The following is a 13826-nucleotide window of genomic DNA, read 5'->3' on the forward strand; positions in this document are numbered from 1 at the left end:
GATCATTTCTAAATCGAAAGGGAACATCCTATATGCCAGCAACGATCTCTACCATGCACTTAGAAACCGAACGCCTTATCATCCGTCCCTACGCAGAAGATGATTTGATGGAATCTTTTGAACTGATGCAAAACCCTGAGTTGTTTACCTACCTGCACATGGACGTAATGCCTCTGGAAAACTACAAACGCTTATTTCACTGGCTACGAAGCAGTTATGACACCCCTTTTGACAAGCCTTTTAAATATTCTGTGGCCATACGCGAAAAGGCTACTGGTAGGTTCAGTGATGAAATAAACAAGATTGCATACAAAAAGGGGCCTGCTGTATGGCAGCCCCTTCACTTCCCTTTTTGAACATGTAAAATCCGGTCACAGAGCGCCATGGTAGAGATGGAAGAGCAAAAAATGGTAACCTGCTCAGTCAATGATTCCCCAGATCTTGGATGACCGGTGATGGACCTCGTTGGCAATCGTTTTGACTAGTTCATTCGCGAAGACGTGACTGCTTTCAAAACAAGTACTACCTTCATAGTATCCCTGTCTCTCTTTTGGCATTTCACGGTTTACACCTAAAAGCATCTTGTTTTTTAAACATTCAGAGTTATCAGGTTAATATTTTCATATGTTCGAACTGAACAAAATAAAGACAAACTTCCTTGAATTAACCCTCCAAGAAAAGTCTGTCTTTAAAATACTTAAGAAAACTTCATTCTTACTTGCACCTACATAAGACAGAAGGGCAAAAAAATCTACCCTGAGAAGATAAACTATTAGTGGAATCAATGTTCCTTACTCTACCTATTATCCTCGCCCACTCGTTATTGAAACCATAAACTCAGGATGAAAGTGTATAAATCACATTCTTCTATCATTCCATCTACAAATCATTCATTTCTGTAGTTCAAGGCCCAGTATCTAAAATCATTAACATTCAATTGTACTTTTTCAAGTTTTTCGGAGATTAATGTATAAGGTGGATGATATTGCTTATCAATTTTTTCCCAATCTAAAGCTAAATATCTTCTTGCTACGGAGCTCATTTCTTTAGAAATGATAGGTGGTGATTTACTAAATAAATTCTCTTGTGTTTTTGATTTGCTAAGACACGTTATAACTAATTCCGCGAAACGTTGAAGGTTTGAAGGATTAACATTGTATTTTGCATCAATGGCAAGTTTTGATAAAGGGTGGTTTCTGTTTATGTTAGCGAAAGGCAGTTGCAAAGAAATTACTTCAGTGTCAAGACCCACAAAAGGTAGAAATTTAATTCTATAATTTGATCTATAGTCCGTCACGCATTCATTATCATTTGTAGGTTTTGAAAATTTGAGGCATGTTCCGCAATCACTAACTTCTATTTCTGACATAGCAATTAACAATTCTGGAATCGAGCTAGATTCATTCAAATTAGTAATGACATTTCTTTCGTTATCATAAAGTATTATTTGTTCTTCTTTTCCTTTGGACATATATAGTATTTCAAAATCTTTTAAACTTCTCCATAACAACTCATTTCCTGGTGTGAGCAAGGGTACAACTAGATGAGACCATAGTATTTTCTTTCTAACATACTGCAAGTCGCCACCATAAGCAGCTAAAAGAAACCAAAAATCACTTGGATCAGGGCAGGAAGCAACAACTTTTTCCCATATATATCCATTCGCTTTTTCAATAATATCAAAAATTCTGTCCCACCTACAACTATAGCTCCAAGGTAGCGAACGAGCAGGTGTTACTTCTGGTTTTAATTCCCCCCTAATATCAAGGATAAATGATGATGTGTCACTTATATCAAGGTCAGTTTCAAGATTGGATTCAAAAAAGAAAGCTTCTTCTCCATTATGTATACCACAAATTAAAATTCCATCAATACATATAGCCTGAGATTGGTAACGAAATGGAAAATGTTCTGTAGAATCTTTCTTTACTAAAGCACTTCTATATCCGCGTCTCCCCTTATCCCAATGTGCTTCATTGTTGGAAGTAGTGATTAATCCTGCTGAATCGACTAGAAAGCTTGCCCGTGCATATCCCTTTAGGAGGGGGCTAAATTCGGAAAAATCCTTTTCAAAAGTTACTATTGAAGAAATCCCAATCCTTTCCAACATGGTAACAGGTTTCTGCTCATCTGGTGATATCACTAATTCATCTTCCAGCTGTAGAATATTGCATCTTGCTATAATAGGGAACTCAGTATTTAAAGCAGCCGTTCTCAAAAACTCTAATAATTTCACCTCATCTTCCAACTCATCGAAGAATTCAGGTACCTTATTTCTACTCTTTATTTCTATATTAGTGCCAACTTTTTGGTTTGATGGTCCTTCCTTAAGAACAATTATCCCACCTAGCCCATTAATTTCAACGATTAATGGTTTACCTAACCCTTTATTTGGCCCATAGTCACGTCTTGTTTGCACCTTTATTTGATCACCCAACATAAAACAAGACATAAATCCAATGCCAAACTGACCACACGGATCAAAATCTACATTCTCTTTTTGAAAAGTAGTTCTCTCTCTCGCAAATTCTGGAGACTTGTAATAACTTCTTCCTACCTTTGTTAAATATTTTTCAATGATGACTTCATCCATACCTATTCCGTTATCTATACAACGAATCAATTGATAACCGTGCTCATCAATTGTGTGTTCAAAAAATATATTTCCTTCAACAAATTCAGACCCGTTATCCCTTTTTATTACCGACTTCCGATATCTCAATGCATCCAGTGAATTCTGTAACAATTCTCTAACACACAAGCTTGGTGAATTGTATAATTTATCAGTCATTAGTAACTTTATAACTTCATCTCTAGATAATGAAAATTCTAGGTCGTGGAAAACATACGAATTATCTTTGGGTTCAATCCTACTTCTATCTACACGTTGTGGTAGAGCTAAAAAATAATTAGAGGAAATTTTTGCTGGAAAATTGTCTGCAATAATTTTTGCATATTGTAATTCTTCATCAATCCAATTCATATACTGAAGTGCTAACTTATGATAAATAGGATGGTCGCATTTCAATGTATAGCGAATCTCGTCTTGAGTAATAATCCATCCTTCCACTGAACGATGCTTATTCCACTCATCTAAGCTTACATTGCTTGTGAAATGAATAGATCGGTAAAGAAAATCAGGTGTACGGTCTCTATCGAAATCCAAAATATCCGCTAATCTAAGAATGATTGCAAGATATTGCATATTCACTAGATATTGCCCTACTGATTCGTCATAGTAAAAACCATTCTTTTTATCTATTTCTACGGCGGGACACACATGTGAATAGCACAGTTTTCCTACTAGTCTTGACAAATTAACACCTGAAGCATTCCATCTCTGGTCAGAGGAATATTTATTATTTACAAACTCAGCCGATCTTTTCCCATGACTTTGTCTAATGAAATCAGTGAGCATTGCACTATAAAGGTTGTTTTCTAACCGAAGTAAATTATTTAAATCCGCTTTATCAGCTATTTTCAATGCTGATCTGATGTCATTTATATTCGGATGGTCAAGCTCCCAATTGCTTTTAAATAGAATGTATTCTTCATTGTGCTTGAATTGCTCGATCTCTTCTTTATCCATAACCATGCCTTGGTCATGATAATACGCAGCAAGTATCAAAAGGGTTATTTCGATTGGATTTAAATTATTTCTAACTGGTGCTGGAATTATCTTTGCCATTAATTCCGTAACCCTTAAGAAATGTTTTTCATCATGGAGAGTATACTGGGAATGCAAGCTGGGGAAAATCTTCATCCTATCGCTTGCCTCTTCACAAATTTGAATTAAGTTACTTGATAACATTTCAGCAATTAATCTGTCATCCCCATCAAAATTATTTCTCAGCAACTTCCATAAGGTCGTATCAGACACATCTCTGAGATACATCACTGAAGACAAATTGTTTTCACACCTTTTCTGTTATTTCAAGAATTACGTAACTTGTATAGCTGAATGGTTTCAACGATTAAACACTTAAGTAGTAAAAAGGACTATGTTCTACCTTTGTATTCATAGGATAAGATATTCGAATCCAGTTAATTATCTTTTCTTTCTAATTTCTCTAACTAATATTACCATATACTTGTACTAAGCAAAATAAAGACAGACTTTCTTAACTCATTTCTTCAAGAAATTCTGTCTTTTATAGTTACTGTTTTAATATTTATACATTATTCCTATTATTAATAGTCGAAATATTTCCAAACCATTCCATACCTCATCAAACACTTCTCCCAACTGGTTTTCTTTTTGAATACCTTATCATTCTCATTACTAGCTGTACAATTAGCAGACCCCTTAGAGCTTTAGTCGTCCTTAATTCACTGTTTTATGTAAAATTTGTTTATATAATATGTTATGGAGATTCTGACTTCGTCTTTTTTACAAATGACAGTATCCCTGGGAAATTTCCTGACGATAAAGCGTACCATAAGCCGTTTTCCAACGATCAACACGCTATTCTTTCGAAAGCATTCGTCAAAATCTTCCTACATGTGTTATAATAAAAGGACATTATTCTCTTCTTACCGAATTTTTGAATAATCAACACAATTGAATGCGGTAGTTCTTAAGATGATCTCCTGAATCAACGAGGATCATCTTTTTTGTTCTTTCTAGCAAACATCACATGACGAAAGGTTGTAGATAATATGGAAGCATTGCCTTGCCAAGGCTGTAAAGGATTGTGCTGTGGTCCTGTTCCTATAACAGAGAAGGAATATAAAATGATAAACAAGAAATTGAAAGCGCTTCCAATTAAGCTCCGTGACGATCTGAAAAATCAACCGAGACTGTTTGGGACTTGTATCTTCTACGACATGCACAAAGATCAGTGTGGCATCCATAGCGTTCGACCGGAAGTGTGTCGCGCTTTTGGGTATCACAAAGAGCTTGTCTGTTTTCGCAAACCAAAATTGGCGACAAAGGAAACGCTGACCTTCAAGGAGAAACAGATTGGGTATTTGAGTATTGATTTTACTTGGAAGCATTTTTAAAGAAACGGAGTTCGGAGATATGCGGTTTTGCTTTCAGAATAAAGCAAATCATGGATATCGACTGAATAATAATGTTATAGACTGCCTCAAAGAGCGATCGTTCCCGTTCGTTCAGAAACGTACCTGTTATTAAGCAGTATACTCATCTTCACCCTCTACACTTGATACGGGATAAAAAATGCCGAGGAAGGCAGCAACACTTCATCCGCCAAGGGTAGTGTATTAGAAGGAGGCTAATTATGCTGAGGAAGAGTACAAATGCATGGAGAAGGTCAGCAGTAATGACTGGAGTATTATTCATAGTCGGGTTGGTTACAGGTATATTTAGTGTTGTTCCTGTTATAGATGGAGCAAACTACCTTGTCGAGGCTTCTACAAATGAGAACCAGGTACTACTTGGAGCGTTTTTTCAGTTGTTAATGATTGTTGCCTATGTTGGGATTCCTATTTTGATGTACCCGATTTTAAGTAAGCATAATAAAGATTTAGCTCTTGGATCAGTTGCTTTTGGCATCATTGCGGGTGTGTTCATTATTCTTGGTGTAATCATTCTTCTGTTGCTATTGACAGCAAGCCACGAATTTGCAAAAGTTGGAACTTTGCATGTATCGTATTTTCAGACCCTGGGTGGATTATTACGGGATGGACGTGACTTGGTAAACCATGTGGCAACGACACTAGCGTTTGTTTTGGCTATGTTCTTGTTTACCTGCATTTTTTACCAAACAAAATTAGTTCCACGTTGGTTGTCTATTTGGGGTCTTATTGGTTCTACATTTTCCATATTGGCAAGCTTATTCTTTATGATTCGCTTCATCGGCCTGGATGCAATCTACATGATGTTGAATATTCCAATAGCCTTTCAACAATTGGTTTTGGCTATATGGCTAATCATGAAAGGATTCAACCCAACGGAACAGGATTGAGAAAGGGATGTCTCCCGACTTTTCACTGGAGACATCCCTTTTTCTTTTACACGCATTCACTTATCCCTTTACTCCACACTTACCAAAACGTTCTCCAACGCATCCAACGCCTGCTCCGCGTCTGCACCATCCGCAGTCAAGACGACCGATTGTCCTTTTGAAATAGCAAGGGACATGACGCCGATAATACTCTTGGCATTGACCTTCTTCTCATCCTTGTTCAATCCGATTTCACTGGAAAAGGAAGCTGCCACTTTCACAAACAAAGTAGCCGGACGCGCGTGTAATCCCTGTGCCAACCCGACGATGACCTGTCTCTCTCTCATCTGATTCACTCCTATCCCTTTCTGGTAATATCGCTACAGGCCTTCTATAGCAGTCAGCAGTTCTTCTACTTGATCCAAACGAGTCAATCCCGTTTCCTTGTCGACGATCGATGTATAAATGTGCGGAATGACCTGCTTTGCACCTGCGGCGAGGCATACCTCCACAATCGGACGAATCGAAGCGGCATCTATCCCGCCAGTCGGCTCAAAAACGGGAATCCCGTAACGTACGGCTGCTTCTGCCATAGCCTTGATTTCATTCAGCCTTTCTAGCCCGTCGACTGGATAAAATTTGACCGAGTGTACCCCAATCTCCGCCAGCATCGCGGCGGCTGCATCGCAAGAGAGCAATTCAGACACTTTGTTGCTCATTGGTCCCGTGGTGACTTGAACCTTTCCTGATTGTCCGCCGGGGGCAATCAATGCATTCACGATGGTATGTGTGTTGCCGACTGCCTGAAGCCCCCCGAGCGTATAGCCTGCTGCCGGAAATACCTGATTGACGTGATCCGGTTGTGTCTGCACCGCGACCTCAGCGACTTTTTTCCATTGAGTAGGATCACCTGCGCCCAGCCCTACAGACACTGGTACACCTGCTTGCTGATATTGTTCAACTGCGGTTATTGCTGCTTCTACGGACGCAAATCCTTTGACCAAGATCCCGACCAGAGCCCGGCCATCCGCTATGGAACATATTTGTTTTGCGTTTTCTACATCCCTTGCCAAAACGTTTAAACGAATTTTCGGTGTGCCCACTTTTGTTATTCTCCTTCACTCTGTTTTTGCAGCAGTTCCCTCATTCGCGCTGCGATGATGTGCTCTTGCCCTTCGTGAAACGGTCGTGGATCAAAGGCAATCACTCCCGTATTCACATAATGGTTGCGGGTAAAAATAGCTGGATTTCCTTGCTCCAGCTGGCGTGTAAGCTCCCGCGCCGTCATTTTCGTCACTCGTTCGTCAAGCTGAACTTGCACACGATAGATCGCCCGGCCTGCCTCATCCTGTGCGATCACTGCTTTCACACCGGGCAAGCTGTTCAGTTCCCCTGCCAGCCACTCCACTCGCCTACGCTGCTCGGGAACATTTTGTTTTTCGGGGTCGTACAGTCCAAGTGCTGCAAGCAAACCCGCAATGGCTTCCTTTCCTACCTTCATGGCACGACCGACGCCTTTATATTGCGCGCGACATGCGGCTACTAGATCGGCACGACCTGTGATAAACCCAGACGTTGGTCCGCCGATTGCTTTTCCGCCACTGTAGATGACCAGATCGGCACCCATCGCTACATAGCGCCGCAGATCCTCCTCCGCAGCTGCGTCCACAATTACAGGAATTCCAAACTCCCTGCCGAGTTGAAGCATCGTGTCTAGCGACTGCATCCCTTTTTGAATCGCATGGTGAGATTTGACATAGAGCAGCGCTGCGGTCTGATCATCAATGGCTTCACGCAAATGGTCTTCTTCTACGTGATTCGCCTGCCCGACCTCTACGACTTTCCCACCACCCAGTGCAATCATCTGTGGAACGGAAGCGCCGAAGTGCACCGCGTGTCCTTTTTGGATGATGATCTTGTTATTCAACCCTTCCGAAAAAGGAAGCCGCTCGATCAAACTCAGATGGCAACCAGCTATGACTGCCGCTACACTAATGGCAATGCCTGCAGCTGCTCCCGAGGTAGGACAACCGTCTTCTGCTCCGGTCGCCTCTGCGATATGACGACCTGCCACAATCATCAGCTCGCTAATTTCTACGTAATCCATGGCGGCTTCTCCCATGGCCTGTGCGATAGAAGGATGGACGGCACTTGCACCCAGTGCCGTCATCTTACCGCTTGCGTTAATGACTTGCTTCAACCCTAGCTGCTGATAGATTCCCATGGTTTGCCCATCCTTCCTGTGAAAACTCTTCACTCTTCTCTCATTGTGTCGGGATTGGGAAAATGGCCCCGAGGATCATGGCTCCGATAATCGCACCACCCGCAATCGGTTTGTTGTAATAGTAAAAAATCGCTGCTCCTGCTGTTGCGCCGAGTCCAACTGGAATCGAAGCCATTATCGCAGAAATGACAATCAATGGACCTAAGTATCGACCTGCTGCGTTTCCGGCTCCCATCATGACATCCGCACCAAAAGTGGAGTTCGATGCGTTGATCGTGTACTTCCGAATCATAATAATCACGGTACCAATGATGAAGCCCAAGAGTGCACCTGTCGCCAGCGCCAAAGGAAAGGAAGTCAATGGAGCTGTAAAGCCTGCTCCCAGCATCAACGCTGGAACGCCAATCCCAATACCTGTTTGCAACGAGCCGCCAATATCGAGAATCCCAACCAGCGGTCCCTCCAAAATGCGGGCGAACAAAAAGCTCGCACCAAACGCAGCAGCCGCACCGTATCCGCCACCCTTGATCCCCGCCTCCAGCATCGCAACGATGGCGATATCGTTAAAGGCACCGACATGATACACATAGTAAAGATGAGTACCCGCAAAAATTCCTGAAGACAAGCACGCAACAAAAAGGGGAAATGCCCATTCTGAATACCAAAATCCTTTTGCCTGCAATTCACCCATTACTTTTTCACCACCGATCCGAATGTTTCGTGAAGCTCTATCAACCACTGTGGAATTTCCACGTACATACTCTTCAAGAGTGCGACATCAAAACCGCGGAAGAAGCCACTGAATACAAACAAGAGAATGACTGCAATAAACATGGATTTCGTAATTTTGTTCCAACCACTGTCATCTAGGCCTTTGCCGATCAAAATACCCAAGACGATTCCAGGTACCGCATTCCCCATGACCAAGTGCGACAAACCGCCCAAGACTGTTCCCCAAATCCCTGTCCGTTTGCCTGCATCCATTGCCGCCATCCAGAACACAATCGGCATGATCGGGTTGATCAACCAGTTCGCAGCTGGAACCAGTACCTTCGTCGCTACGAGCTGCATCGATTCAGGAATCGCCGTTGCTGTGGAATTCAATAAGGTGACCACAACGACACCGACTGCTGCTCCGGCAATCGCCATTTGCTTCGGATTATGCAACGTCTCTGCAACATTCTTGTTGCGCCAGAGCAACACGGCCGCCGCCCAGTTCGGGATGACGCGATGATCCACATCTTGCGTCAACGCACCTGCACCGACAACAGATGCCCATGAGTTAAACAAAAAGCCAAGCCCAAATGAAAAGTGGGAAATGGGATCGCCCGCACATGCGTTCAGCTCTCCAAAAGTCCGGAATGCTCCCATCCCTTGGACATTGGGTGCATGGAACATCCTCGCTGCCCCCGCACCAACACCGAAGCCGACCAATGCCCCGATGACGATCGACTTCAACACAATCATCAAAGTAACCATGAACCTACCCCCTGTCTGCTTCTATCGCTGACGAACCAACTGCCCCATACCCGCAGTCTGCTCGGTCTGCTGCTGAAATGTTATGTTTTCTACCTGGACCAGCCCTAGCCTCACTTGAATATCTACGGTAATGTCATACCGCGTCCGCTTGCGTGGGAAGAACAATCCAAAAAATCGCTCATGCTTCACTGTTTCTGTCGCAGACACAATAGAAACGCCTACAGGTTCGATTCGCACGACCAAATCACTCGTCTGTCTCGCCACTACATGCTTGATTTGGGAAAAAATCTTGTTGAAGGCCCCCTCTTTCGTATCCCCACTGCCGGATAATCGCAAGGTCTGCGTCGTCTCCGTGTACATGGATTACTTCCCTCCCAGCTTGATGTATTCTTCCACCATGCGTCTGCCCAGCTCTTCTGTATCCATGAAGCCAAAGCCAATCACTTTTTTGCCGCTACGCAAGGCAGTAATACCAGCATCTACTGAGCGCAAGCCGTACTCGACCGGAAAACCATACTTGGTCTTGGCAGTCAGTGCCCCTGCCCCACCACTTCCGCAAAAGGACAGCCCGAGATCTGCACTCTCGCTAACCATGACATCTCCTACCTTCATATCAGCGCCAACACCTGGAATGACGATCGCAGTCCCGCCAGCAGCTTCGATTCCTTTTGCGATGTTCTGTCCTTTTCCAAGACGATCACCAATCACGATTTTTACCTTAGACATATACATGCCCTCCTTGTTTTCATAGCGATTTTTTACGATGGCCCCATCTGCATGGCACGGATCGCTTCAAAATGAACCGCTAACAGAAACGCTTCTGTATCATCTGCCTGCCACGCACTCTTTTCTTCCGAGAGGATTTTGTGCGAGAGCGTAACCATATCGGGATGAATTTCGGCGAATAACTCCGCTTCAATCACGGGCAGCCTTTCACCGTTTGTCATCCGTCGTACAAATGCCAGTACATGAGCTCCGATGGCCAGCCAACGCTCTCGCGGTATATGAATCTCCATGAGGCGGAACTCCTCCTCAATTTTTCGGAGAATCTCTCTTGATTCAGAAATTTCAGTTAAATAATCCGATTTTGTCTCAGTCAATTCCTTGAGGATGTCATCAATCATTTGCATGTCAGTACCTTTCCCGAAGTAATCGCTTGATAAGCCACTACTCTTTCCTTTGTCTCCACCGTTTCTTGTTCACTGTCCGTCAAAATTGTCGGCTCTTTTTTCATCTGCAAAATGGATACGTCCGCGCATGACCCTACTTTCAACGTCCCGATCTCGTTTTCTAGCCCGAGAATTCGTGCGGGCGCAAGCGTACTCGCCGCAATCACATCGTCGAGCGAGTAGCCCATAGCGAGAAACTTCGTGAGTGTGTGCGTCAAGCTGTGCACAGGACCATCGATGTTGCGCTGGTGAACATCCGTGCTAATGACATATGGCATAATACCTTGGGCCTGTGCATGACGCAGTGTTTGAAAACTGAAGCTCGCTTCGCCGTGCCCGATATCGAGTAAGACTCCCCTCTCCAACGCATCTTGCGCCTCTGGAATCAACTCGCCTCGTTCGTCAAACATTCCTCCTTTTTTCCCGTGAAACGCATGTGTCACCACATCTCCTCGGTCTAGTAAAGGCAATATTTCCGTGAGTTCTGGCGGAGCGTTTCCGATGTGCACCATCATGGGTACGCCCGCTTCCCTCGCCGCTTCCTTGGCTATGAGCAAGGGATGGATCCCGTTTTGCTTGACGACAGAACCGCTCATGCGGGCTTTTATCCCTCGTAATATCGGTTGTTTTCTTATGAGGGCTGCCGCTTCTCTCGGGGTTAACCGCGACATGTCTGCGAGCTCCCCGCCGCCTGTGCACAAGCCATCCCCTGAAATGTTCAGAAATGCCAGAACACGAGTGACAGAAGGATACACGGCTTCTTCAAGAAAAGCATCAAACGACCATAGCCCGACACTACCAGCATCTACTACGGTCGTCACTCCTTGCTCGACCCCGACCCGATCCGCGGCTACACCCAAACTCGTCTTTGTCGGAAAAACGTGAGCGTGCAGATCGATCAGACCGGGTGTCACCACATATCCCTCTGCATCGATCGTCTCCTTGCTTTCCAGATTCATCCCTTGATCATCGGTTGTCTTCCCTTTCTCATACAACCCAACGATCCGCCCTTCCCGAATGGCAAGATCATAGTGCCCGTTCAGGTTCTGGGAAGGATCAATGACCCGTCCGTTGCGTATGAGTAGATCCACTTTCACTCTCTACCATCCCCTTTCCTGAAAAATAGCGCATAATGGCCGTCACTTCACTAGGCGGAACTTGGAGGTTTGCCTCAGCCATCAATTGGTTCAGCTTTTCACGCCATGCCTTCCATTCTTTCGATTCTGCCTCCGCCGACGATTCCCACTCCTCCTGATAGGGTGAGCCAAAAGCCAGTCGATTCACCATCAGCAGCAGGTGCAGCGTCAGTCCACTTGCCGTTTGTTCCGTTACGTACTCCCGAAAAGCAGTCACGATTTTTTGACTGATCTCATACCCTTTGCAGATAACGTCCTGGGACAGTCTCTCCACCACGGGCAAATCTGACGGGTTGAGATCAGCAGTCAGCGTAGGAAACCAAGCTTCCTTGCGAGCATTCACAGCCTGCTGTCGATTTCCTCCCTCCACTTGCAAAGCTTCCAGACAGTTCTGAATCTGGTTGATATCTTGGCGTGTTGGAAGAGGACTAACCATCACAACAGGCACCTCTGCTTTGATCGGCAATACGCTGATGATGACATCTACGCGACGACTCGCCAAATACTTCTCTACCTCTGTGCTGGAACACAGGCCTACGACCCGAAGTGAACGCAATTCGCTTTCCAAGTACGTTTTCAAAAACCGTGAAGTCCCTCTGCCTGTTCCGCAAACGACGAGCGCATCTGCCTTTTTCTGCTCCAGCCATCGATCATAACCTGCTTGGAAATGCAGTACAAAGTAAGCAATGTCTGCATCGAGCCAATAGACCCCGTGATGCCAAAATACTTCTTCGCAAGAGCGTTTAACTGCATCAAACATCCGTGCATATGAACGGCGAATCTCCTCCGTCAGTGGATTCGCAAAAAGAACGCCCTGACGATAACGGTTCAAACTGTCATCCAGATGAGCAAAAAGCAGTCTGAGCAGCTCCTGATCCTCGTACAACGGTGCCAGCATCCGACTACTAACCGCTTCCGTTAGCTCCTTGGTTGCCTGGAAAACATCCAAAACAATCCTACCTGCACGCGCCTCTCTTGGCACCTGTTCGGTCCCTAACAGCGGAAGGCACGCATATGCAATCTCGTGTTCGGGAATAGCGACGTTCAATCGTTGACATAATGCTCGAACCTCGTGTGAAAACAGCTCGTACCCGCTCCAATGCCTCGCTTCTCCCATCTCAGCATCATCCGCAGTGACCAATTGGCCCCGCTGTACACGATGGACGACAATGCATAAGCGAATCAGTAAACTAATCAGTGCTCGGTCTGCCAGCGTCTCCGCAGCAGCATTCATCCATGCTTTGATGCTATGAATGATCTCCCCTAACTCTGTCCGGCTGATCAGCCATTTCTCCAATAACGGACCTGTTCTCGCTTCTTGTCCATTTTCTAAAAACATCCCTTGTACCATCCGATACATGTCGATTCCATCCAACAGATCGTGAATCAAGTTTTCGAGAGCATACCGCTTGTGCCGCTCACTCCCGTCCACCCGTACACCGTACCTTTGCTTCGCGACGAGCTCGAGACGCCAGCCATCGAGCAGCTTTTCCGCGTCCTTGACATCAGCCACGACGGTATTGCGACTGACTCCCATATGGTCGGCCAAATCGTTCATCCGCTGATACCCTTCTGACAGCAGAAGGATGAACAAAAAATGCTTGACCCGATCCTTTTGCGGCAGAATGAGTGTCTTGCTGTCATCACTTTGCAAATTTTCCTTCAAAGCATTTCGATGCTCTTGTTCTTCCGTGATCCACAGCCCTTTATTCGGTTGAGAATGGAGGATGACATTTCGTTCCTTTAGCCATTGCCTGACGTTATCCAGATCGTACTTGACGGTACGTTCGCTTACCTGGAAATCGCGCGCGACGTCCTTAATTTTCAGCGGATAGTAGCTGTCGAGTATCACTTTCAGTAATGCATGGGAACGTGTGGTTAAAAAGACCATTCCTTTCTCCTTTCCATA

General features: G+C 44.6%; 14 protein-coding genes. 3 read left to right on the top strand and 11 right to left on the bottom strand.

What is annotated here, in order from left to right; translation table 11 throughout:
* Positions 1-32 precede the first annotated feature (32 nt).
* Positions 33-356, top strand: coding sequence for a GNAT family N-acetyltransferase (locus ACM6JA_RS06690; RefSeq protein WP_414851689.1), 324 nt, complete (start codon positions 33-35; stop codon positions 354-356).
* A gap of 530 nt (positions 357-886) precedes the next feature.
* Here the strand turns inward: ACM6JA_RS06690 and ACM6JA_RS06695 are convergent.
* Complete coding sequence (locus ACM6JA_RS06695; protein WP_414851690.1) at positions 887-3898, bottom strand: hypothetical protein; 3012 nt, start codon at positions 3896-3898, stop codon at positions 887-889.
* 761 nt (positions 3899-4659) lie between these two features.
* On the opposite strand from ACM6JA_RS06695, the gene ACM6JA_RS06700 reads away from it, so the two are divergent.
* On the top strand, positions 4660-5004 hold the full coding sequence (locus tag ACM6JA_RS06700; protein ID WP_414851691.1) for a YkgJ family cysteine cluster protein: 345 nt from the start codon (positions 4660-4662) through the stop codon (positions 5002-5004).
* Between the two features lie 239 nt (positions 5005-5243).
* Positions 5244-5930, top strand: a complete 687-nt coding sequence (locus ACM6JA_RS06705; protein ID WP_414851692.1) for a DUF4386 domain-containing protein — start codon at positions 5244-5246, stop codon at positions 5928-5930.
* Positions 5931-5998: 68 nt separating this feature from the next.
* Here the strand turns inward: ACM6JA_RS06705 and ACM6JA_RS06710 are convergent, their stop codons facing one another.
* From ACM6JA_RS06710 to ACM6JA_RS06755, 10 genes are all read right to left on the bottom strand, one after another.
* Complete coding sequence (locus ACM6JA_RS06710; protein WP_409174101.1) at positions 5999-6256, bottom strand: HPr family phosphocarrier protein; 258 nt, start codon at positions 6254-6256, stop codon at positions 5999-6001.
* 33 nt (positions 6257-6289) lie between these two features.
* Positions 6290-7012 (bottom strand): KDGP aldolase, encoded by a 723-nt coding sequence (locus tag ACM6JA_RS06715; protein WP_414851693.1) that lies wholly within the window; start codon positions 7010-7012, stop codon positions 6290-6292.
* A 5-nt stretch (positions 7013-7017) separates the two neighbouring features.
* Positions 7018-8133 (bottom strand): DgaE family pyridoxal phosphate-dependent ammonia lyase, encoded by a 1116-nt coding sequence (locus ACM6JA_RS06720; RefSeq protein WP_414851694.1) that lies wholly within the window; start codon positions 8131-8133, stop codon positions 7018-7020.
* A 40-nt stretch (positions 8134-8173) separates the two neighbouring features.
* Entirely contained in the window at positions 8174-8824 is a 651-nt protein-coding gene (locus ACM6JA_RS06725; protein WP_007727318.1) for a DUF4310 family protein, read from the bottom strand.
* A complete protein-coding gene (locus ACM6JA_RS06730; protein ID WP_017249035.1) occupies positions 8824-9612 on the bottom strand; it encodes a DUF4311 domain-containing protein in 789 nt (262 codons plus the stop codon). The genes ACM6JA_RS06725 and ACM6JA_RS06730 overlap by 1 nt, the downstream gene beginning before the upstream one ends.
* Positions 9613-9633: 21 nt before the next feature.
* Positions 9634-9972, bottom strand: coding sequence for a DUF4312 family protein (locus tag ACM6JA_RS06735; protein WP_069844825.1), 339 nt, complete (start codon positions 9970-9972; stop codon positions 9634-9636).
* Between the two features lie 3 nt (positions 9973-9975).
* Positions 9976-10338, bottom strand: coding sequence for a glycine-rich SFCGS family protein (locus ACM6JA_RS06740; RefSeq protein WP_007727312.1), 363 nt, complete (start codon positions 10336-10338; stop codon positions 9976-9978).
* Positions 10339-10370: 32 nt separating this feature from the next.
* Entirely contained in the window at positions 10371-10628 is a 258-nt protein-coding gene (locus tag ACM6JA_RS06745) for a hypothetical protein (RefSeq protein ID WP_414851695.1), read from the bottom strand.
* A gap of 104 nt (positions 10629-10732) precedes the next feature.
* A complete protein-coding gene (locus ACM6JA_RS06750; protein ID WP_414851696.1) occupies positions 10733-11878 on the bottom strand; it encodes an amidohydrolase/deacetylase family metallohydrolase in 1146 nt (381 codons plus the stop codon).
* Entirely contained in the window at positions 11838-13808 is a 1971-nt protein-coding gene (locus tag ACM6JA_RS06755; RefSeq protein WP_414851697.1) for a BglG family transcription antiterminator, read from the bottom strand. The genes ACM6JA_RS06750 and ACM6JA_RS06755 overlap by 41 nt, the downstream gene beginning before the upstream one ends.
* Positions 13809-13826 lie beyond the last annotated feature (18 nt).

The organism is Brevibacillus sp. IT-7CA2, assembly GCF_949767855.1.
Classification (GTDB): Bacteria; Bacillota; Bacilli; order Brevibacillales; family Brevibacillaceae; genus Brevibacillus.

Bases quoted from the DNA above. Each gene is read 5' to 3' on its own strand.
- ACM6JA_RS06690 (WP_414851689.1), top strand. From the start codon at position 33: ATGCCAGCAACGATCTCTACCATGCACTTAGAAACCGAACGCCTTATC.
- ACM6JA_RS06700 (WP_414851691.1), top strand. From the start codon at position 4,660: ATGGAAGCATTGCCTTGCCAAGGCTGTAAAGGATTGTGCTGTGGTCCT.
- ACM6JA_RS06705 (WP_414851692.1), top strand. From the start codon at position 5,244: ATGCTGAGGAAGAGTACAAATGCATGGAGAAGGTCAGCAGTAATGACT.
- ACM6JA_RS06710 (WP_409174101.1), bottom strand. From the start codon at position 6,256: ATGAGAGAGAGACAGGTCATCGTCGGGTTGGCACAGGGATTACACGCG.
- ACM6JA_RS06720 (WP_414851694.1), bottom strand. From the start codon at position 8,133: ATGGGAATCTATCAGCAGCTAGGGTTGAAGCAAGTCATTAACGCAAGC.
- ACM6JA_RS06725 (WP_007727318.1), bottom strand. From the start codon at position 8,824: ATGGGTGAATTGCAGGCAAAAGGATTTTGGTATTCAGAATGGGCATTT.
- ACM6JA_RS06730 (WP_017249035.1), bottom strand. From the start codon at position 9,612: ATGGTTACTTTGATGATTGTGTTGAAGTCGATCGTCATCGGGGCATTG.
- ACM6JA_RS06735 (WP_069844825.1), bottom strand. From the start codon at position 9,972: ATGTACACGGAGACGACGCAGACCTTGCGATTATCCGGCAGTGGGGAT.
- ACM6JA_RS06740 (WP_007727312.1), bottom strand. From the start codon at position 10,338: ATGTCTAAGGTAAAAATCGTGATTGGTGATCGTCTTGGAAAAGGACAG.
- ACM6JA_RS06745 (WP_414851695.1), bottom strand. From the start codon at position 10,628: ATGGAGATTCATATACCGCGAGAGCGTTGGCTGGCCATCGGAGCTCAT.
- ACM6JA_RS06755 (WP_414851697.1), bottom strand. From the start codon at position 13,808: ATGGTCTTTTTAACCACACGTTCCCATGCATTACTGAAAGTGATACTC.